At 67.3% G+C, this 19880-nt stretch carries 17 protein-coding genes and 1 other RNA gene; 9 read left to right on the top strand and 9 right to left on the bottom strand.

The genetic code is table 11. The features are described 5' to 3' along the window. Positions 1–31 precede the first annotated feature (31 nt). Positions 32–877 (bottom strand): oxygenase MpaB family protein, encoded by an 846-nt coding sequence (locus A7X12_RS04850; RefSeq protein WP_064310501.1) that lies wholly within the window; start codon positions 875–877, stop codon positions 32–34. A 72-nt stretch (positions 878–949) separates the two neighbouring features. Between A7X12_RS04850 and ppc the strand changes: the two genes are divergently transcribed. From ppc to A7X12_RS04830, 4 genes are read left to right on the top strand one after another with little or no spacing between them, the layout of a single operon-like run. After that, positions 950–3616: a phosphoenolpyruvate carboxylase gene (gene ppc / locus A7X12_RS04845; protein ID WP_064310500.1), complete on the top strand. Its 2667-nt coding sequence runs from the start codon at positions 950–952 to the stop codon at positions 3614–3616. 55 nt (positions 3617–3671) lie between these two features. Further along, positions 3672–5393, top strand: coding sequence for a hypothetical protein (locus A7X12_RS04840; protein WP_064310499.1), 1722 nt, complete (start codon positions 3672–3674; stop codon positions 5391–5393). After that, the gene (locus tag A7X12_RS04835) at positions 5390–6907 is read left to right on the top strand and encodes a hypothetical protein (protein WP_084445086.1); all 1518 of its coding nucleotides are present in this window, start codon (positions 5390–5392) and stop codon (positions 6905–6907) included. Before A7X12_RS04840 ends, A7X12_RS04835 begins: the two co-directional genes overlap by 4 nt. A 27-nt stretch (positions 6908–6934) precedes the next feature. Then, positions 6935–8620, top strand: a complete 1686-nt coding sequence (locus A7X12_RS04830) for a hypothetical protein (protein ID WP_064310498.1) — start codon at positions 6935–6937, stop codon at positions 8618–8620. A gap of 21 nt (positions 8621–8641) precedes the next feature. Here the strand turns inward: A7X12_RS04830 and A7X12_RS04825 are convergent, their stop codons facing one another. After that, positions 8642–9073, bottom strand: coding sequence for an RrF2 family transcriptional regulator (locus tag A7X12_RS04825; RefSeq protein WP_064310497.1), 432 nt, complete (start codon positions 9071–9073; stop codon positions 8642–8644). 59 nt (positions 9074–9132) lie between these two features. Between A7X12_RS04825 and ssrA the strand changes: the two genes are divergently transcribed. After that, positions 9133–9478, top strand: a transfer-messenger RNA (tmRNA) gene (gene ssrA, locus A7X12_RS04820). A gap of 95 nt (positions 9479–9573) precedes the next feature. On the opposite strand, the gene A7X12_RS04815 is transcribed toward ssrA, so the two are convergent. Further along, on the bottom strand, positions 9574–10725 hold the full coding sequence (locus A7X12_RS04815) for a glycosyltransferase family 4 protein (protein WP_064310496.1): 1152 nt from the start codon (positions 10723–10725) through the stop codon (positions 9574–9576). 177 nt (positions 10726–10902) lie between these two features. On the opposite strand from A7X12_RS04815, the gene A7X12_RS04810 reads away from it, so the two are divergent. Then, entirely contained in the window at positions 10903–11607 is a 705-nt protein-coding gene (locus A7X12_RS04810) for a fatty acid desaturase CarF family protein (RefSeq protein ID WP_064310495.1), read from the top strand. Here A7X12_RS04810 and A7X12_RS04805 read toward each other — a convergent pair whose 3' ends face one another. The 6 genes from A7X12_RS04805 to mnmA form a co-directional block, all read right to left on the bottom strand. Further along, positions 11608–12864: a capsule biosynthesis protein gene (locus A7X12_RS04805; RefSeq protein WP_064310494.1), complete on the bottom strand. Its 1257-nt coding sequence runs from the start codon at positions 12862–12864 to the stop codon at positions 11608–11610. After that, positions 12861–14489 (bottom strand): capsular polysaccharide export protein, LipB/KpsS family, encoded by a 1629-nt coding sequence (locus A7X12_RS04800; RefSeq protein WP_232318363.1) that lies wholly within the window; start codon positions 14487–14489, stop codon positions 12861–12863. The genes A7X12_RS04805 and A7X12_RS04800 overlap by 4 nt, the downstream gene beginning before the upstream one ends. After that, entirely contained in the window at positions 14489–15304 is an 816-nt protein-coding gene (locus A7X12_RS04795; protein ID WP_084445084.1) for a 3-deoxy-manno-octulosonate cytidylyltransferase, read from the bottom strand. The genes A7X12_RS04800 and A7X12_RS04795 overlap by 1 nt, the downstream gene beginning before the upstream one ends. Before the next feature lie 10 nt (positions 15305–15314). Next, a complete protein-coding gene (locus A7X12_RS04790; protein ID WP_064310493.1) occupies positions 15315–16283 on the bottom strand; it encodes a KpsF/GutQ family sugar-phosphate isomerase in 969 nt (322 codons plus the stop codon). A 119-nt stretch (positions 16284–16402) separates the two neighbouring features. Continuing rightward, entirely contained in the window at positions 16403–17416 is a 1014-nt protein-coding gene (locus tag A7X12_RS04785; protein WP_064310492.1) for a phytanoyl-CoA dioxygenase family protein, read from the bottom strand. A gap of 152 nt (positions 17417–17568) precedes the next feature. Further along, the gene (mnmA, locus tag A7X12_RS04780; protein WP_064310679.1) at positions 17569–18678 is read right to left on the bottom strand and encodes a tRNA 2-thiouridine(34) synthase MnmA; all 1110 of its coding nucleotides are present in this window, start codon (positions 18676–18678) and stop codon (positions 17569–17571) included. Between the two features lie 155 nt (positions 18679–18833). Between mnmA and A7X12_RS04775 the strand changes: the two genes are divergently transcribed. The 3 genes from A7X12_RS04775 (at position 18834) to A7X12_RS04765 (ending at position 19847) form a co-directional block, all read left to right on the top strand. Continuing rightward, positions 18834–19061 carry a hypothetical protein gene (locus tag A7X12_RS04775; protein WP_064310491.1) on the top strand — a complete coding sequence of 76 codons (228 nt, stop codon included), beginning with the start codon at positions 18834–18836 and terminating at the stop codon, positions 19059–19061. 103 nt (positions 19062–19164) lie between these two features. Further along, entirely contained in the window at positions 19165–19464 is a 300-nt protein-coding gene (gene sciP / locus A7X12_RS04770; RefSeq protein ID WP_064310490.1) for a CtrA inhibitor SciP, read from the top strand. Between the two features lie 125 nt (positions 19465–19589). Further along, positions 19590–19847 (top strand): GlsB/YeaQ/YmgE family stress response membrane protein, encoded by a 258-nt coding sequence (locus tag A7X12_RS04765; RefSeq protein WP_064310489.1) that lies wholly within the window; start codon positions 19590–19592, stop codon positions 19845–19847. Positions 19848–19880: the final 33 nt, after the last annotated feature.

Here is a 19880-nt window from a genome sequence, read left to right as displayed (position 1 = left end):
CAGGCGTGGCTGGCATGGCTGCGGGCCAAAGTCAGCGAAACGCCCAGCGCAACGTCTCCGCCACACGGCGCGTGGCCAGTCGCACTGCCGGCCCGGCAAGGGGCGGCGTCGAGAGATGGTGCATCTGCCGGGCCCAGCCGGGCAGCAAGTCGATGGCGGCGGCGAAGGTCATGGCCTGGAAGGGTTTGGCACCGAGATTGGGGGCAGGTTGTTCGAGCAACAGTTTCGCGACCGCACGCGTACGCGCGTCGTAGCGGAGGTCTGCACGCATTTCCGCGATCAACGCCAGCGCCTCAGAGCGATTGTGTGGCACCGGATCAGCGCCGAGCGCCTCGGCCACTACCGCGAATTCTGCGAAATAGCGATCCTGGTCCGCGTGCGACATGCCCGGCTCGGCATAGCGGATCCACCCGTCGAGGAAGCTCACCGCCTCGGTCACATGCACCCAGGCGAGGAGGCGGGGATTATCCGCGCCATACGGCGTGCAGTCCGGCAGCGTGCCGTGGATATGGTGATGGATCTCCCGCACCCGTGCGATCGCCGCCTCGGCTTCCCCGCGCGAAGCATAGCTGGTCAGTGCAATGAAGCGCGCGGTGCGGCGAAGCCGGCCGAGCATGTCGTGCCGGAACTTCGAATGGTCCCATACGCCCGCCAGCACCGCCGGATGCAGCATCTGGAGGAACAACGCGGCAACACCGCCGACCATCATCGTGGTCACGTCGCCATGTACCCGCCACACTACCGATTCGGGCCCGAAGAGCCCGTCCGCGCTCCGCTGCACGGGTGTTTCGCCGCGCGCGGCATCGTTGAACACCGCCCGCACCTGGCCGATCATCGCGCGTCGTACGCTGTGGGTTGCAAATGCAACGAAATCCATGCGCTTAAGCTAGGGATTCTGGTAGCGTGAACAAGTTGACCGCGTTCGCTTTGCAGTGCAGCAAATGCGGCCATGGCCAGTATCGCAATCACCAACAATCCCGACATCCGCTTTCTCGGGCGGCTGCTGGGGGATGTCATTCGCGCCTATGGTGGCGAGGAACTGTTCAAGCGCATCGAATATATTCGCGCGACCTCGGTGGATCGGCATCGCGGCGTCGCGGGGGCAGGCGCGATCGATTCGGGGCTCGACCGGCTGAGCCTGGACGAGACGCTGGATTTCGTGCGCGGCTTCATGCTGTTCTCGATGCTCGCCAATCTGGCGGAAGACCGCCAGGGCGTTGCTACCGAGAAGGACGCCGATGTCGCCGCTGCGCTGGAGCGGCTGGCCAAGTCCGGTATCGGCCGCGAGCCGGTCATGGCGTTGCTCGATCATGCGCTGGTCAGCCCGGTGCTCACCGCGCATCCGACCGAGGTGCGGCGCAAGTCCATGATCGACCACAAGAACCGCATCGCCGAGCTGATGGCGCTGCGCGACCAGGGCGTCGCCGAGACGCCCGACGGCGACCAGGTCGAAGAAGCCATTCTCCGCCAGATCGCGCTGCTCTGGCAGACCAGGGTGCTACGCCGCGAGAAGCTGGGCGTGCCTGATGAGGTAGAAACCGCACTTTCCTATTTCCGCGACGTGTTCCTGCCGGTGCTGCCCGCGCTCTACGCCCGTTGGGACCGCGCACTGGGCGACCGCGCGCCGAGCTTCCTGCGCCCCGGCAGCTGGATCGGTGGCGACAGGGACGGCAATCCTTTCGTCACCGCAGAATCGATGCGCTTCGCGCTTGCCCGCGCTGCCGAGACGGTGCTCGATCATTATCTCGAATCGGTCCACGCGCTCGGCGCCGAGCTGTCGATCTCGACCGAGCACACGGAGGTGCCCGAGGCGGTGCTCAAGCTCGCCGAAGCCAGCGGCGACACCGGCAAGAGCCGCAGCGACGAGCCCTATCGTCGCGCGCTGACCGGCATCTACGCCCGACTCTCCGCGACGCACGAGCAGCTGGTCGGCAAGAAGCCGGGCCGGCCGTCGCCCATCCCGGCCAAGCCCTATGGCCACCCGGCGGAATTCCGCGAGGACCTCGTTGCGATCGCACGCGGGCTTGCCGATGGCGGGCCGCTCGCCACCGGCGGCGCACTCGGCCGGCTGATCCGGGCGGTGGAAACGTTCGGCTTCCACCTCGCAACGCTCGACATGCGCCAGAACAGCGCGATCCACGAGCGGGTGGTTGCGGAGCTGCTCCAGTCGGCGGGCGTGTGTGACGACTACCCCGCCCTCGGTGAGCAGGCCCGCATCGACCTGCTGCGCGGCGAACTCGCCAATGCCCGGCCGCTGACCAGCCCCTATGCCGTCTATTCGGAGGAAACCGCCACCGAGCTCGCGATCGTGCGCGAGGCCGCGGCGGCACATGCCCGCTACGGCCGGGATTGTATCCGCCACTACATCGTTTCGATGGCGCAGTCGGTATCCGACCTGCTCGAGGTCCATATCCTGCTCAAGGAAGCCGGGCTCTACGTGCCGGGCGAGATGCCGCAGGCGCACATCATGGCGATTCCGTTGTTCGAAACGATCGCCGACCTCGAAGCCGCGCCGCCGATCATGGAAGCCTGGCTCGGCCTGCCCGAGGTCGCCGCAATCGCCGCGGCGCGCGGGCAACAGGAAGTGATGATCGGCTATTCCGATTCGAACAAGGATGGGGGGTACCTCACCTCCACCTGGCAGCTTAGTCGCGGGTCGACCGCGCTCAAGCCGGTGTTCGAGGAAGCGGGCGTCGCCATGCAGCTGTTCCATGGCCGCGGCGGCGCGGTGGGGCGCGGCGGCGGATCGAGCTTCTCGGCGATCCTCGCGCAGCCGCCGGGCACGGTGCAGGGCCGCATCCGCATCACCGAACAGGGCGAGGTGATCGCCGCCAAATATGGCAGCCCCGAAAGCGCGATGACCAATCTCGAGGCGATGACCTCGGCCACGCTGCTCGCCAGCCTGGAGCCCGAACGGCTGGCGCCCGCCGATGCCGAGCGCTTCGCCGCGGCGATGGACCAGCTCTCCGACAGCGCTTTCCGTGCCTATCGCGGGCTGGTCTACGAGACACCGGGCTTCACCACCTTCTTCCGCCAGATGACGCCGATCGCCGAGATTGCGGGCCTGAAGATCGGCTCGCGCCCCGCCAGCCGCAAGAAGAGCGACGCGATCGAGGATCTGCGCGCGATTCCCTGGGTGTTCAGCTGGGCGCAGGCCCGCGTGATGCTGCCTGGCTGGTACGGCGTCGGCGCGGCGCTGGAGGCGTTCGAGGACAAGGGGCTGCTGCGCGAAATGGCGAGCGCCTGGCCGCTGTTCCGCGCGACACTGGACAATATGGAACAGGTGCTCGCCAAGTCCGACATGGGCATTGCCAGCCATTATGCGGCGCTGGTCGAGGACGCAGCGCTGCGCAACGGCATCTTCGGGCGGATTCGCGACGGCTGGCAGCAGACCCATGACGGGCTTCTCCAGGTGACGCGTCAGACACGCCTGCTGGAGAAACACCCGCCGTTGGAAACCTCGATCCGGTTGCGGCTGCCCTATATCGAGCCACTCAACCTGCTTCAAATCGAGTTGATGAAGCGTCACCGCGCGGGCGAAGCCGATCCGCGGATCGGCGAGGGCATTCTTCTTTCGATCAACGCCATCGCCACGGCGCTTCGCAATAGCGGGTAGGTGCCCGGAGCGGCGGCCTAACCAACAGTTAACCATGGGGGATTAGCCCAGCTTCATGGGTTCGGGCCTTCCTCGCTGCGCCGTGCGCGATTCGATCCACGCGGTCGGCCTGGCGCTGCTGCTGGGGGCCGCATGGACGGCGCGGGATCATGCCGGGCTTGCGGCGCTGCGCTTGCCCGACGCCGATGACGGCTTGCGATTGCAACAGGTCCGGGACTGGCTGGGCGGGCAGGGCTTTGCCGATCTGACCCAGTATCGGCTTGGCCCCCCGCCGGGCCTGCCGATGCATTGGTCGCGCATCGCGGATCTGGCACCGGCGGCGATGATCCTCCTCGGGACGCCGATTCTCGGTTCCTATGCGGCGACGATCGTCGCGGTGACGGCGGTGCCCATCCTGTGGTTCGCCGTGGCGCTGATGCTGGTCGCGGGTATCGCGCGGCGGCTTGCTGTACCCCCCGGCGCGGCGTTGCTCGTTGCTGCGCTGGCCTATCCCGCGACGACGATCTTCGCGCCGGGGCGCATCGATCATCACGGCCTGCAACTGGTGCTCGTGCTGGCGCTGCTCCGCGCGGCGCTGGCGGCAGGGACGATGGGGGCAGGTGCAGCTGCGGGTGCGGCGAGCGCGATATCGCTGGGGATCGGGCTGGAAACCGCACCGATTCTGGCGGTCGGCGGACTCGGTATCGCGGTACGGTGGGTGCGCGAAGGCCGGGCGGGGCAGGCGCGCATGGCAGGCTATGCGATGGCGCTGTTGATCGGCTTGGGCGTCGAACGCGCGCTGTTCGCTACGCGCGGTTGGGACTATCCTGCCTGTGACGGATTCACCGCCACCCTCTGGCGTGCCGCGATGCTGGGCGCTCTCGCGCCCGCCATGATGGCGGGGGGCGGAGTCGTCCTTGAGGATCCGCGGGGGCGGCTGGTCGTGCTGCTGGCGAGCGGCGGTACGGCAGTCTGCGCGGCCCTGCTGGTATCGCCGGCCTGCTTGTCGCCCTATGGGGCCGTCGATCCGGTGCTCGCGCGCGTCTGGCTGGCGAAGGTGGCCGAGGCGCAGACGATCACGGCGGCATCTTGGGCGCAAGGCATCGCATTCGGCGGGGTGGCCTTTGCCGGACTCGCGGCTGCGGCATGGCAGGCCTGGCGCAGCCGGACGACAGCATGGACGATACTGCTGGCCTTCCAGCTCGTGGCGGTGCTGATCCTGCTGGTGCAGCTGCGCGGCGCCTATGTCGCGGCGATGCTGGGGGCGCCGGCGCTGGCCGCGATGGTCTCCGCAGCGCGGGGCCGTGGGCCGCTGTTGCTGGGCGCTACCTGGCTGGGGTCTGCCGGAATCGTCTACGGCATGGCGGGCGAGGCGCCGGCCGAGCGGGCAGTGCCTGCCGCCACCGATTGCACCGCGCCCGCCGCACTGGCGCGGGTTGCCGCCCTTCCGCCCGGCCTCGTTGTCGCGCCGATCGATTTCAGCGCGGATCTGCTGCCTGTCAGCCGCCACCGCGTTCTTGCCGGACCATATCACCGCAACACCCAAGGAAATCGCGCGATGCTCGACCTTTTCCAAAGTCCGCCCGTCCAGGCCGAAGCGGTCGCCCGCCGCTGGGGCGTCGACTATGTCGCGCTCTGCCCGGATGGGCTTGGCGAGCTCGGCGCGGCGGGGAGCGACCTGAATCGCCTGGCCGGGGCGCTGCGTGCCGGCCAAGTGCCCGGCTGGCTCGCCCCGGTTTCCAAGCCGGGCGAAGTGCCCAACGTCTATCGGCTTGTCGGACGCGGATCCGCGCATTGAGCGAGCGGCGTTGGTGGGAGACGCGGTGGTTCGCGCTGGCCGCCGTGCTGCTCGGCGCGCTGCCGTTGCTCTGGCCGGCCGTGCCGCCGCTGGTCGACCTGCCGGGCCATCTCGGCCGCTATCATGTCGCCGCAAGCCTCGCGACCTCGCCCGAGCTTCAGCGGCATTGGACCTATCAGTGGCGATGGATCGGCAATCTCGGCGTCGATCTGGCGGTGCTGCCGCTGGTGCCGTTGCTCGGTGTCGAGCTCGCGACCAAGCTGGTGGTGCTGGCGATCCCTGCGCTGACCATCGCCGGCCTTATCCTCGTATCGCGCGAAGGGGGCGGGGGGCGGCTCGCACCGGCGGCGCCCTTTGCCTTTCCCCTGGCCTATGGGTTTCCCTTCCAGTTCGGCTTCGTGAACTTCGCCCTGTCGGCCGCGCTGGCGCTGCTCGCGCTGGCACTGTGGATGCGATTGGCACGCGATGGCCGGCTGCGACTGCGCGCGCTGCTGTTCGTACCCATCGCGCTGTTGCTGTGGACTGCCCATTGCTTCGGCTGGGCGATGTTCGGCCTGTTCGCCTTCGGGAGCGAGCTGGCGACATTGCGTGCCGCCGGCGTGATCTGGACGCGCGCCATCCTCCGTGCAGGGCTGCGCTGCCTGCTCCTCACCGGCCCGGTGATCCCGATGCTGGCGGGCGGTGCTTCCGGGGACGGACATCTCAACGCCAGCTGGGAATGGCGCGCGAAGATCGGCTGGCTCGCCTCTCTCCTGCGCGAGCAATGGCCCACCTATGATTTCCTCGCCGTGCTGGTGCTGGCGCTGCTTTGCTGGGCGGGGTTGCGCAGCGCGTTGCTCCGGGTCGACCGGCCGCTGGCCTGGGCGGCGGCGGTCGGCGCGCTGGCCTGGCTGCTGCTCCCCTATCGGCTGCTGGGCGGGGCCTATGTCGACATGCGGATGGCCCCCTATGTCGTCGCGCTGCTGATCGTGGCGATCCGCCCGCGGGCGGCGCGGCACGGGGCAGCGCTCGCCACCGCGGCCACCGCCTTCTTCCTGCTGCGGGTCACGACCACCACCTGGGTGTTCGTTGGCGCCGCCGCCGCGCAGGAACAGGCTGCCGCGGTGGAGACGGCGCTGCCGCGCGGCGCCGCCGTGCTGGTTGCGGTGCGCACATCCTGTATCGAGTGGAGCGCGCAGCGGCTCGCCCATGTCGCCGGGTTCGCGCTTGCCCGCCGCGACGTCTTCGACAACAGCGAGTGGACGCTGGCCGGCCAGCAGCTCCTGCGGGATCGCCACCCGCACGCGGGCGTCTATCGGGCGGACCCGTCGCAATTGATCTATGATCCCAGCTGCGCCCTGTCCCCCGCCGGCCTGCCGAGGATGCTGCGCGATTTCGATCGTGGGACGTTCGACCATGTCTGGATCCTGGGCTTCCGCCCCACGCACCTGCCGGCCGATCTGATCGAAGTCGCCCGCTCCGGCCCGTCGATCCTGTACCGGGTGCGGCGACCCGCCGACAAGCGCTTGCCGTAGAGGCCGCCCGCGCACTAAAGCGGCGCGATGGATAATGGGGTTCGGCTGCACTGGTGGCAGACACGCTGGTTCGTGCTCTTCGCGACGCTGGTGGCGATGGTGCCGCTGCTATGGCCGGATATTCCGCCCTTGGTCGATCTGCCCGGCCATATGGGCCGCTATCGCGTGCAGTTCACCTACGACGCGGTGCCGTGGCTGCGCCAATGGTATGACTTTCGCTGGCAGCTGATGGGCAATCTGGGGGTCGATCTGGCGATCATCCCCATGTCGAAGCTCTTCGGCCTCGAACTGGGCGTGAAGCTGATCGTGATCAGCATCCCGGCGATGACCGTCGCTGGCTTCCTGATGATCGCGCGCGAGGTGCATGGTCGGATTCCTGCGACCGCGCTGTTCGCGCTGCCGCTCGCCTATGCCTTCCCCTTCCATTTCGGCTTCGTCAATTTCGCCTTCTCGATGGGACTGGCGATGCTGGCGTTCGGCTGGTGGTTGCGCCTCGGCCGGCTCGGCAGGTTCCGCTTCCGGTCGATCGTGTTCGTGCCGATCTCGGTGCTGATCTGGATCGCGCACACCTTTGGCTGGGGCGTGCTGGGCGTGCTCGCCTTCTCGGCTGAGCTGATCCGCCAGCACGACCAGCGCCGCAATCCCGATCTGCCCTGGTACAAGGATCTGATTGGCGGCTGGCTGGCACCCTGCTTCTTTGCGGGCATGCAGTGCCTGGTGCTGGCGCTGCCGGCGGTGCTGATGGTGATCTGGCGCGGCGGCGAGCATGTCTCCGGCCAGACCTTCGACTGGTTCAACTGGCGGGCCAAGACCTTGTGGGTGACGCAGGTGTTCCGCGATCGCTGGCAGCTGTTCGATCTCGCCAGCGTCGGCGTCATCTTCCTGCTGATGCTGAAGGCGGTGCGCGACCCGAACATCCAATATTCGCGCAATCTCGGCCTGTCGGCGCTGTTCCTGCTGCTGGTCTACATCTTCCTGCCACGCGTCGTGTTTGGCTCCGCCTATGCGGACATGCGGCTGGTGCCGTTCCTGATCGCCATCGCGATCCTGGCCATCCGGCCCAAGCCTGGCCTTTCGATGCGCGGCGCGAACACCGTGGCGGCCCTGGGCCTCGCCTTCTTCCTCGCCCGCATCGGCGCGACCACCGCCAGCTTCTACCTTTACGACCAGACCTATGATCGCGAGCTCAAGGCGCTCGATCACCTGCCGGTCGGCGCGCGACTCGTCAGCTTCGTGGGCGAGACCTGCTATAACGAATGGGCGATGACCCGGCTCCAGCACGTGCCCGGCCTCGCGCTTGAGCGGCGGCTGGCCTATACGAACGATCAATGGTCGATGGCCGGCGGGCAGCTGCTCACCGTCCGCTACCGTGCGGCCAAGCGCTTCGCCCATGATCCGTCCGAGCTGGTGACCAACGTCCAGTGCCCGCGCGAATGGTGGCGCCCGATCGCGCGCAGCCTGGCGCTGTTTCCGCGCGATGCGTTCGACTATGTCTGGCTGATCCGCCCGCCGAGGTTCGACCCGCGCTACGAGCAGGGGCTGATCCCGATCTGGCGCGACGGGCCGAGCGTCCTGTACCGCGTAGATCACAGCGTGCCGGGGCCGGGCCTCAATCCCGGCGACCTGCCGATCCCGCGTCCCGAGGCGGTATTGATCCGTGAGGCCGAGGCGGCGGGTGAGCTGCCCGGCAATGGCACCGCGCCGCCTTCCTGATACAGGGACGGCGGCCGGGGCTCAGGCCGCGGCCAGTTCCTCTGCGGCGGCATCGGCGAGGCTGGTGCCGTCCAGAATACGCGCCGTCTCGTCGCGCACCCGCGCCATTGCGCGGCGGATCGCGCAGGCCGCCTCGTCCTTGCAGTCGTTGCACGGCCGATAGGCAGTGCGGCTGACGCAGGGGACCAGCGCCAGCGGCCCTTCGATCACGCGGATGATTTCCCCGAGGGAGATCAGGTACGCCGGCCGCGCGAGGCGATAGCCACCCATCTTGCCGCGCGTCGACAGCAGGAACCCGGCTTCGCGCAGATCGGCGAGGATCAGTTCCAGGAATTTGCGGGGCACGTTCGCCTCCGCCGCGATCCGGTTCATCGGGACAGGGGCGCCAGCGATCGGCTGTTCGGCGAGGAAAAGCATTGCGCGGAGCGCGTAGCGGGAACGCTGCGTCAACATGATGCACTCTCCATGCCAACCGATTGGGGCAGTGTGAAGGCGCTTAATCCTTGCAACCTGACCTTTTCATTAAGCGCGAATGCCCTATATAGGGTTCTGCCGGGTTCGCCCGGCTATGGCGATAAACAATGGCGTATAATAGATGCAGCGGACCCGGGGGCAGTACCCGGCGGCTCCACCATAACCGGTGGTGTATCTGGACACCGTTTCTGACGGGGCCGAACCAGGATCGACGTGTATTGAAAAGCGCTGTCTTCGCTCGGAATGGGACCACCGCAACGGCCCATTACACAAGTGCCAACGATAACGAAGCACTCGCTATTGCGGCGTAACCTCACGGCTTAACGGCCTAAGGTTATTCTAAAATGCGCGGTTGGGCCACACCGGGCAACAGAAGTGGACTCCAGCGGCCGCCAGGGGGGCCGGGCAACAGAACCCCCTGGACCGTCTCCGGATCGGATACGGCGCCACGTCAGCCACATCAGATGCCGTGCTTCCGGTCAGAGGCTGGCGAGCCAGGGCGTGACGGCGGCGAAATGCGCCTCCCAGCTTGGCATCACAAAGCCCTGTACCCGGGCGAGCTGGTCTTTCCGGATCTCGCCTTCCTGTAGATGATGCGCGATGGCGGCGAGCCACGTCGCCCCGTCCAGCGGATCGCAATAGATCGGCATGTCGCCGGCCAGCTCCCGGAACACCGGCAAGTCGCTCGCGACGACCGGCGTGCCGACGCCGAGCGCCTCGACGACCGGCAGGCCATAGCCTTCGGCGAAACTCGGCATCAGCAGTGCCCGCGCGCCGCGCAGATAGCCGGCCAGCGCCGTGTCACCACAATCCTCGATCACGTCGACATGCCCCTGCAGCAGCGGCAGCCGATCGAGCATGGCCAGCGCCGTCTGCGCTTCCCAGCCCCGCTGCCCGATGATGACCAGCTTGGGGCAGGCCACGGGATTGTGGCTGATCAGTCTGCGCCAGAGCTGGAGCAGCAGGACATGGTTCTTGCGCCCCTCGATCGTGCCGAGCGTGACGAAATAGGGCCGGTCGAGCGCGATCGGCGGCGCATCCGCGGGCAGTGGGTGCCCGCCGAGCAACGCCGGCAGCATCGGCGGGCAGGGCTTGCCTTCGGCTTTCGCAAAGGCGGCGAATTCGTCGAGCGTCGCTTGCGAATTGCCGATGATGCCGGCGGCGCTGGCGAGCGCGTTGGCCATGCGGCGATGGTGGCGGATATCCTCGCCAACCCGGCAGAATTCGGGATGGGTGAGGGGGATCAGGTCGTGGATCAGATAGACGGGCCGCACCCGCGCCTTTTCGGTCCAGGCGACGAGGCCGGTGGCATCCAGCCCCGTATGGCCGACATTGAGATAGAGTCGGTCCTCTCCCAGTTGCCCCCCACGCTGTGCCACCAGCGCGCGCATCGCCAGCCGCGGCGCGCGCGTACGAAATTGCGGGCCGCCCTCGCGGATCAGCCGGAAGATGGCGTCGGACAGGGCCGGCGTCAGGATCTGGCGGAGGTTTCCACGCTGGATCACCGCCTGCGCGCGGCTTGCGAACCGATCGACATAGGCAAGGCAGACCCGGTCGATGCCGGTGGGAAGTCGTCCCGTCCAGGTGCGCCAGATCAGGCGGCTGATGTCGATGAGAAGGTCGCGCTGCATCGCTGTAGGATTCAGTTCGCCGAAGTCGATCGGAACGGGCAGGGCAGAGGATGGTGCACGATCCACGCCGCTTGCGCCCGCCCACCGCACAAATCAAGCCGTTGCTGCGCCAGCGTGCAGCGGTTAGGAGGCGGGCGGTGTACGCTGCCGCATGGGCGGTGCGATCTGGATCTTGCGATGGCGCGACGAATATTGATGCCGCTGTTCCTGCTTTCGCTGGCGGGCAATGTCTTGGCGGCGCTGCTCGATCTCAGCTGGTGGTCGCTGCCGGCGTTGCTGGCGGGCTGGTATGCCGCCGATCTCGCCTCCGGGTTGGTCCATATGTACATGGATTATCGCCCGACGCCGGCAGGCAAGGGCCTGGACCAGCTGTATTTTTATGCCGGTTCACGCGAATCGGACCATTACAAGGCACTGTGGCGCGAGCGCATGGCAAAGGTGGGTCCGCTCGACCGTCTGGTTTATGACTTCAAGAATCACCACCCGCGCCCGGACGCACTCGGCCGCCGCGATCTGTGGCGCCTGATCGGCAGCACGGTCATCCTTGCGGCGCTACCGATATCGGTGCTGCTCAACGTGCTGGCTTTTACCGGGCTGGTGCCGGGCTGGGTCGCAGCCGGGGGTATCGCGCTGATCGTCGGTGGGGCGTTCGCGCAATATTTCCACGGCTCGCTGCACCGAGCGCACAATCCGTGGATCGTGCGGGCGATGCGCCGCTGCGGCCTTCTGATGACCCCCGCCGCGCACCAGCTGCACCATGACACGCTGCAGCGGGATTTTTCGACCAATTGCGGCTGGTCCAACCCCTTGGTCAATCGGCTGTTCGTCGCCGGGCGGCGGCGGGGCTGGTTCGACGATGCCGGGCTGGAGCCTGCCGCCTGATCAGATGAACAGCGCGGTCTCGCTGCTGACCCGCGCCAGTTCTTCCGGCACGTCGCCCAGCAGTCGCTCGACGCTGTTGGCGACGAGCGTCTCGGTCGCCGACTCGCTGGCGAGCCCGCCACGGATCAGGCAGTGGTCGTGCAGCACGCGCCGGAAGGCATCGTACAGCTCCATGTCGGGCGCCTGCGGGGCTTCCCAGAAGCGGTCGAGATGGCCCTGATGGGTTACGCCGGGCACGTCATAGATGGCGTCGCCCAGCACGATCACCGGCTTGCCGGCCGACAGCGCGAGCGTGCCCGACGTGCTGTTGACACAGACCATGCCCTGCGCCTCGCGCGCCAGGCGGCTGAGGTCGCCGCCTTCGATATGGTGCACGCGATCCGCGATCCCCAGCGCCTTCGCCCGCTTATGCAGGAAGCTGCGCCAGTTGTGGAAGCCGCAGTCGAGCGGATGCTCCTTCACCAGAAGATGCGCATCGGCCGGCGCGCAATGGGCGAAGCTGTCCAGCACATAGTCGGCCGCCGTCATCATCGATCCGAACGGCGAATGCTCGCGGATCTGGTAGTCGCCGGTCAGCTGCAGCGGGAACAGGAAATAGGGGCGGTTCGCGACCGCGGTGAGCGTCGCCTGCGCCTGCGCGGCGCGACGGCGGCTGAGCGCGAACTTGCGGATCCAGCCCAGCCCCTCGACGATGATGATCCCCTTGCGATGCGAGCGATAGAAGGGAAAGCGGAAGCGGCCGGTGACGACACGATGATAATACCAGTATGAATCGCGTGCGCGGCGGCCGAAGCTGGCGGTGATCGGCGGCAGGTCTTGGAGTGGTGGCAGCGTGCGTGCGCGCGCGCGAATCGACGCCGGATCGCGATCAAGCGTCGAATGGCCGTTCACGCCGCCCGGCTCCAGTGTCATCCAGTCCGGGCGGATATAGCCTTCTTCATAGACGTGGATCGCCACGCCGCGCAGCTTGGCGAGCCGGTGTGCCGCGAGGTGCATCGGCCGGCAGTCGCCATAGAGCACCAGATCGGTAACGTCATGCTCGCGCACGAATCGATCGAAGAAGATCGGCCACGAATCGATCCGGCCACGATAGTCGACCGCGCCCTCTGGCCAGTCATAGCGGTCGCCGCCGTTCAGGTTGATGCGATGTACCGCGCAGCCGCGCTGCTCGAGCTGACGGCTCAACTGCCAGAAAAACGGGCCCGGGGGTCCCTGCAGGAAAAGAAAAGATCGCCGTAAAGGTCGCACATGTTTCATCGGCCGGTCCCCAAACGGGCGAGGCTGCGTCTAGCCTGACCTTGCAGAATACGCAATCGTTCCAGCAAAGATGGCGTGGTGGCCTGATCCGCGATCATGCGGTCGACCAGGACCTCGACCGGACAAGGCAGTCGGGTGACAGGATCAAGGTACCGTGGATACAGGATAAGTACTGCGGCGACGAGTTCGGCGAGCGTGCGGCGTGCGGTGCGCCGTGTCGGAACCGGGCCAAGATCCCGCGTCAGCCCCCAGCCAGCATAAAAAGGAACGCCGTGGGCGATGACTTGCTTGCCGCGCAGCAGCGCCTCGAATCCCGCGAGCGAGGTGAGCACGTGCAGCGCATCCACCATGTCGAGCAGTGCCGAGATAGGCGCATCACGCTCGATCCGATCGGCATGACGCAGCGCCACGACGTCCTCGATCGCGCCCTTGCGGTGTCCCGCCTCCACGTCCGGGTGCGGCTTGTAAAGGATATAGGCATCCGGCTCTGCGGCCCGTGCGGCGACCAGCAGGTCGAGGTTGGTGCGCCCGGCGCCGCCGCAGAGCACCGAGCGGTCGTCCTCTACCTGGCCGGTGACCAATACATGGCGACGTCCGCCCGCCGGGCGGGCCAGTGCGGCTGCACCGCGACCATATTTGCTGAGACCCGCCGCGACGATCCGCGCGACCAGTGTTTCGGCGCGCTGGATCAGAGCATCGGGAAACTGGCCCCGTTCCAGCATCGTTTCCAGGTCGCTCGGCCCGCTGGGATCGAAATGCACGCCGGTGCGGTCGACGGCGATCGAGAGCGGCGGCACGCAATTGGCGCCCAGCCCGGTGGAGCGAAGGAAGCCGTCCTCGATCTCGCCGATGGGCGCGCCGGATCCGTCGATCTCGCGCAGCATCGCCGGCGGCACGCGCGATCGCCACAACAGGGTCGTGCCGCCATACGCGTTCGATCCGCGATAGCGCGGGCCATTGCCACCACCCCAGAGCAGCGCCTCGACGGTCTCGCGTTTCCAGCCGGCGACGCCCAGGACGCGGGTCACGTCGCGATTCGCGTCGATCAGTGTGCGCCATTCGGCCAGTGTGGAAAGCAGGGCGTCGACGGTCGTCGCTTCGCCGGTGAACGGATCGCGATAGGCGCGGCCCGCCAGCAATTCGGTGTGGACGATCTTCACGAGCGCGGCCATATCGCTGCCGTCGCCCAGCCCGGCGAACCGGCCCTTCCCGAACAGATTCAGCCTGCGGCCCGATAGCGCCGCTATCAGCGCGAGTTCGTCGTCGGCATCGGCGAAGACCGTCGTGCTGCGGCCGATGAGCCACCATGGGTCTGCCGCCCCCGCCAAGGCGAGGCCGTGGCCGCCGCTGCCGGTCGCGATGCCCCGTTGCCGCGCGTAATCGGGTGCTGCCGCCAACATGTCGCGAAGCTGCGCGGCGGAACGCGCGGCGAAGAGCAGGTCGCGCACCCCGTCGAAGGTGGGTTGCGCCTGCCAGAATCCGCCGCCGACCCGCAGCGACCGCAGCCGCACGACCAGCGCCTCGGCATCGCCTGCCGCCGTCTCGCTTGCCGGTGCCGAAAGCGGCGCACGTCGCGCACGGGGGAAGGGCGGCATGCGGAGGAAGGCGGGGGCGGCGCCCGCCATCACGCGATCCCGCGGGCGGCCAGCGTCGCTTCGATGCTTTCGAGATCCGTCGGGTTGTTCAATTCGATCGGGTCCCAGCCCGGTGGATCGAGCGTGACCACGTCGATCGGAATGCCGTAATGCAGGAAACGCAGCTGCTCCAGACCCTCGACCTGCTCATAGGGCGAGGGGGGCAACGCGCGATAGCGTTGCAGCGCCGCCGGCCGATAGGCGTAGAGGCCAAGATGCAGCAGCACGTGTATGGCCCCATGCTGCGGCACCGTCGGCAGGAACGGCAGCACGCGCTTGGAGAAATAGAGGGCGCGGCTCGCGGCATCGGTGATCACCGTGGTGCCGCCGCTGCGGCCCGCGGCCTGGTCCTGCAGCAGATGCGCATAGACGGTCGGCGAGCAGTGCATCGCGACCGTCGCGACGTCGCAATCCGGATGCGTTTCCATCCAGTCGGCCAGCGCGGTCACGAAGGCGGGCGGCGTCAACAGCGCGTCGCCCTGGAAGTTGATCACATAGTCGGGCGCGATTCCCAGCGCCTCGATCGCGGCGGCGACGCGTTCCGTGCCGTTGACGCAGCTTTCCGGGGTCATCACCGGGGCCTCGCCCAGCGCCTGCACCGCGTCGGCGATACGGCGATCATCGGTGGCGACGTGCAGCGGCAGGTCGCGCCGTGCCGCCTGTGCCGCGGCGATAGTCCGTGCGATCAGCGGCTGCGCGACGCCGGTCGCGCCCACCACCGGCGCCAACGGCTTGCCGGGATAGCGCGACGACGCATAGCGCGCCGGAATCACGATCACGCCGCCGCGCATTGCGTTCTGCTCCATGGTGCCGCGCTCAGGCGCCGAGACGCAGATCGTGGATATGCAGCAGCCCCCAGGGGCGGCGCGATCCGGATCTTTCCATCACGAACAGCACGGTGATCTTGTTCTCCTGCATCCGCGCCACGGCCTCGTCGACGGTCGCGTCCTTGGTGATCGTCACCGGGTCGCGCGTCATCAGTTCGCCCGCGACGGCCAGCAGCATGTGATCGAACGCGCGGCGAAGGTCGCCGTCGGTGATCACGCCGATCAGGTCACCATGCATGTCGACCACGCCGGCGACGCCCTTGCCGCACGAGGTCATCTCCAGCACCACATCGCGCGCGCAGGTCTCGGCGCGGACCAGCGGCAGCGGCTCGGTGCGGCGGACCAGCGCCTCCAGCGTCTGCAGGCCCCAGCCGATCCGGCCGCCCGGGTGCCAATGGGCAAGATCGGTGCGCGACGTGCCGCGCTTGCGCATCGCCGCCACGGCCAGCGCGTCGCCAAGTGCCAGCATCATCGTGGTCGAGGTGGTGGGCGCCACGCCCTCGGGGCAGGCTTCGCCGCAATCCGGCAAAACAAGGGTGATCGAGGCGTTGCGCGCCAGCATCGACTTGGCACCGGCCGTCATCGCGATCACCGGGATGGCGAGCCGCTGTGCGTGCGTCAGCACCGCGACGACTTCGGGCGTCTCGCCCGAATTGGAAAGGATCAAAAGCACGTCGCCGCTGCGCATCATACCCAGATCGCCGTGCGACGCCTCCCCAGGGTGCAGATAATAGGCGGCACAGCCGGTGGCCGAGAGCGTCGCCGCGATCTTGCGCGCGATATGGCCGGACTTGCCCATGCCTGCCAGGATGATGCGCCCCCGCGCGCCGACCAGCAGGTCTACGGCTGCGGAGAAGTCCGTGTCCAGCACGCCGGCGAGCATCGTCAATGCCGCGGCCTCCGCGCGGATCACTTCCGCGCCATGGTCGATGGTGTTTCGTACGCTAACGACTGTCATATCTACCCCTGGATCCCCGATCGTCCCGAATGCGCACAACATCCCGGCCGCCGGTTCCAATCATGCCCCCAAATTTGTCTCGCACTGGTAAAGCGCCGATGCAAGACCAGTGCCGACGATCAATCGTCGAGAACCAGCTTGGTACCGCTGGGTTGCCACGGCTGTCCCGCCCATTTCTGGAAACGGTCGCGGATGCGCCACATCAGGTCTATCCGCCGTTCGGCGATGCCCGGCACGCTCAGCATATCCCCACCCGTCCAGGGAATGAACGGGTTCCGCCGGCTGAACGACCAGAGCTCCAGGCGGCGGCTCGGTCGGGTGGCACCGACGCGGGCATGGAAACCACAGGTGTCGGCGACGACCAGCGTGTTGGCCGGCACAGGAAAATGCTTGGCCTGGGGCAGTCCCAGGGCGTCGAGTTCCTGCGGCGCGATGCGGAGCGATCCGCGCGCGGAGAGAAAGTCGGTGCTGATGCCGGCGCCGAGGCTGCGGTCCCGCTCCCACGCCAGCCGCGCGGGCGTGAGCCGGTGCGAGCCGGGGACATAGGAAAAGGGACCGTCCTCCTCCTCGACGTCGTTGAGGAAGAACCAGGTCTTCAGCGTCGGGTGGAAGGTGTCCGCATGGAGTTCGGTCTGCGGATCGGGGTCAGGCACGCCGCTGTCGGTCAGGATCGTCTGGATATAGTGGAGCGGCTCGCTGCGGAAGCTGCCGACATAGCGGCACAGCGCGCGAAACCGCTGGTCCTGCAGCAAGGCGCGGGCTTCCGGTACCGCCTGAAGGAAATCCGGGCCGATCGCGACCCGGCGCGTGATGGTGTTGCCCTGACGCATCTCGCGGGTCGCGAACCGATGCGCGAGCACCGAATCCCGCAATGCTGCGAACACCGCAGGCGGCAGGAAGTCACGGACGATGACGAAGCCGTCGCGATCGAACGCCTCGCGGTCCGCAGCGGAAAGCCCGGCGGCCAGCCTTGCGCGCCGCGCCCAGGCGAGCCTGTGCGCCAGCTGGACGCGGCCGCGGTGAAGACCCAGTTCGTTGAGGCGTCGCGACCCTATCAGGGGATTGTCGCGGAACGACTTTGCGCCGGTAGCAAGTTGGGCAACCCACCAGGGGGCTGCCAGGATCGATGGCATGCGAGGTCTCACTCGGTACGCGATGGTCTGCGACCCATCCTGTTGCTGCAGCGCAATCTATCCGGCCCGTTCAGCCGAAAAGGTCAAACAGGTCAAGCTTAAGATCTGCGCGCGAGCGCAAATTCGCCACGAAAAAGCGCTTCGTCCGTAACTTAGGCCGCGAGCGCCGCGGCCCGTTCGGTTTCCGTGATCCAGCCGCCGCCCAGTACGCGCTCCCCCGCGTAGAGCACCGCCGCCTGACCCGGCGCCACACCATATTCGGGGGTCTCGAAGATGACGCGGTTGCCTTCCCGCCGTGCCGGCACCGGCTTGGCCAGGCTGCGCACCTTCGCAGTCATCGGTCCATCATAGTCGCCCGCGAGCCAGTTGATGCCTTCCAGTCGCGCTGCGCCGACCGCCAATGCACGCCGCGGGCCGACCACCACGCGCTTCGTCTCGGGCTCGAGTCGCAGGACGTAATAGGGTTCGGGCGCGCCGCCGATCTCCAGCCCCCGGCGCTGGCCGACGGTGAAATGGATAAGGCCGCGATGCTCGCCCAGTTTGGCGCCATGCTCGTCGACGATGTCGCCGCCCGTCTCGGCCTGCGGACGCAGCTTTTTCACCAGTGTCGCATAGTCGCCGTCGGGGACGAAGCAGATGTCCTGGCTGTCGGGCTTGCCGGCGACGCCCAGGCCCAACTCGGCGGCCAATGCCCGCACCTCGGGCTTGGGCAGCCCGCCCAGAGGAAAGCGCAGATAGTCGAGCTGCGCCGCGGTGGTCGCGAACAGGAAATAGCTTTGGTCGCGCGCCGGATCGGCGGCGCGGTGCAGTTCGGCACCATGTGCGCCCACCACCCGGCGGACATAATGGCCGGTGGCGAGGCAGTCGGCGCCCAGATCGCGGGCGAGCGCGAAGAGATCGGTGAATTTCGGCCCCATGTTGCACTTCACGCAGGGGATCGGCGTGCGGCCGGCCAGATATTCGTCGGCGAAGTCGTCGATCACCTGCGTCTGAAAGCTGCTGGCGTGGTCGAACACATAGTGGGCGATGCCCAGCCGATCGCATACCGCGCGCGCGTCGCGGATGTCGCGGCCGGCACAGCAGCTGCCCGCACGGCCCACCGCTTCACCATGGTCGTACAGCTGCAGGGTGATGCCGATTGTTTCCGCACCGCTACGGGCTGCGAGGGCTGCGACCACGGAAGAGTCGACGCCGCCGGACATGGCGACGACGATGCGCCGCCCCGAAAGCGGCTCGGAAAGCTGGAAATCGCCGGGAATCATGGCGTGCAGATAGGGCAGGCCCGCTCCGGATGCCACCCGGGAGCGCCGGAAACCTACCGGACATGGAAGTTAAGCCTCCGTTTTCGTCCCCTTTACGGCCCTTTCAGCACTGCGGGCCTATACTGTCCGCTCGAAGGACGACTGGAAACGCATTGGTGGACTTAAGTTTTGCCCGTTCGGACCGCGACTTGGCCGCCGCCATGCTCCCCACGGGGCTGGCAGTGCTGATGGCGATGGTGACGAGCCGGCAGGCGGCCAGCCCCACCGCGCGCATCCAGACCCGGCTTTCGATGCCACTCCCCGTGGCAGCGCTGCTCGCGCCGGCCGATGGCTGCTTCCATCGCGCCGCCGCAACCGCGCTTCACCGGTGGGGAGAGGCGTGAAGCGCGCGTTTACCTTGCCATTTTAGCCGATGTTCAAGGCAGGCGGGTAAAAGTCGTTTCACGGTTGCGTAACAGGGGCGACCAGGCCCCGAAGAGGTTGTAGATGATTGAGAACCAGAAGATCCGTCCTGCGAAGGTGATCGGTCCGCTCGGCGAGCCGCTGACCCTCGACACCCTGCCGCCGCCGAACACGACCCGATGGGTGGTCCGGCGAAAGGCCGAGGTTGTCGCGGCCGTCAACGGCGGGCTTCTGACCGTGGACGAGGTGTGCGATCGCTACGGCCTCACCATGGAGGAATTCGCCGGCTGGCAGCGCGCGATCGATCGCTCGGGCATGCCGGGACTGCGTGTTACGCGCATTCAGCATTATCGTTCGTTGTACGAGCGGCAGCAGAAGCTCTGATTCTTCGTTGCGGCCCTAATCGAAAGTTCCCTTGACAACGCAAAATATCGTGACGGAACCAAACTGAGTGCTTGCGGATTTTCCTTTGCGTGGCCCGGGTCGCCGGGCAAGTAAAGGAGGGACGAATGGTAGGCTTTATCGTTTGGCTCGTCATCGGCGGCGTCGTCGGTTGGCTCGCGAGCATCATCATGCGCACGGATGCCCAGCAGGGTATCTTTCTGAACATCGTCGTCGGCATCGTTGGCGCTTTCGTCGGAGGGCTGCTCTTCGGCGGCAACATCAATAGCGGCGTGATCACCCCGATGACCTTCCTGGTCTCGCTGGTGGGTGCGGTCATCCTGCTTGCGATCGTCAACCTGGTTCGTCGCGGCGCGGTGCGTTAAGCGCCCCGCACGACCGGAAATCAAAAAGGGCCG

It is taken from the genome of Sphingomonas sp. TDK1, assembly GCF_001650735.1.
In the GTDB taxonomy this organism is placed as follows: domain Bacteria; phylum Pseudomonadota; class Alphaproteobacteria; order Sphingomonadales; family Sphingomonadaceae; genus Sphingomonas.
Note: the sequence above shows the minus strand (reverse complement) of the source record. Positions and strands in the feature narration are given on the sequence as shown.

Excerpts from the sequence above, each read along its gene's own strand:
- A7X12_RS04850 (WP_064310501.1), bottom strand. The coding sequence starts at position 877 with ATGGATTTCGTTGCATTTGCAACCCACAGCGTACGACGCGCGATGATC.
- ppc (WP_064310500.1), top strand. The coding sequence starts at position 950 with ATGGCCAGTATCGCAATCACCAACAATCCCGACATCCGCTTTCTCGGG.
- A7X12_RS04840 (WP_064310499.1), top strand. The coding sequence starts at position 3,672 with ATGGGTTCGGGCCTTCCTCGCTGCGCCGTGCGCGATTCGATCCACGCG.
- A7X12_RS04830 (WP_064310498.1), top strand. The coding sequence starts at position 6,935 with ATGGATAATGGGGTTCGGCTGCACTGGTGGCAGACACGCTGGTTCGTG.
- A7X12_RS04825 (WP_064310497.1), bottom strand. The coding sequence starts at position 9,073 with ATGTTGACGCAGCGTTCCCGCTACGCGCTCCGCGCAATGCTTTTCCTC.
- A7X12_RS04815 (WP_064310496.1), bottom strand. The coding sequence starts at position 10,725 with ATGCAGCGCGACCTTCTCATCGACATCAGCCGCCTGATCTGGCGCACC.
- A7X12_RS04810 (WP_064310495.1), top strand. The coding sequence starts at position 10,903 with ATGGCGCGACGAATATTGATGCCGCTGTTCCTGCTTTCGCTGGCGGGC.
- A7X12_RS04805 (WP_064310494.1), bottom strand. The coding sequence starts at position 12,864 with ATGAAACATGTGCGACCTTTACGGCGATCTTTTCTTTTCCTGCAGGGA.
- A7X12_RS04800 (WP_232318363.1), bottom strand. The coding sequence starts at position 14,489 with ATGGCGGGCGCCGCCCCCGCCTTCCTCCGCATGCCGCCCTTCCCCCGT.
- A7X12_RS04795 (WP_084445084.1), bottom strand. The coding sequence starts at position 15,304 with ATGGAGCAGAACGCAATGCGCGGCGGCGTGATCGTGATTCCGGCGCGC.
- A7X12_RS04790 (WP_064310493.1), bottom strand. The coding sequence starts at position 16,283 with ATGACAGTCGTTAGCGTACGAAACACCATCGACCATGGCGCGGAAGTG.
- A7X12_RS04785 (WP_064310492.1), bottom strand. The coding sequence starts at position 17,416 with ATGCCATCGATCCTGGCAGCCCCCTGGTGGGTTGCCCAACTTGCTACC.
- mnmA (WP_064310679.1), bottom strand. The coding sequence starts at position 18,678 with ATGATTCCCGGCGATTTCCAGCTTTCCGAGCCGCTTTCGGGGCGGCGC.
- sciP (WP_064310490.1), top strand. The coding sequence starts at position 19,165 with ATGATTGAGAACCAGAAGATCCGTCCTGCGAAGGTGATCGGTCCGCTC.
- A7X12_RS04765 (WP_064310489.1), top strand. The coding sequence starts at position 19,590 with ATGGTAGGCTTTATCGTTTGGCTCGTCATCGGCGGCGTCGTCGGTTGG.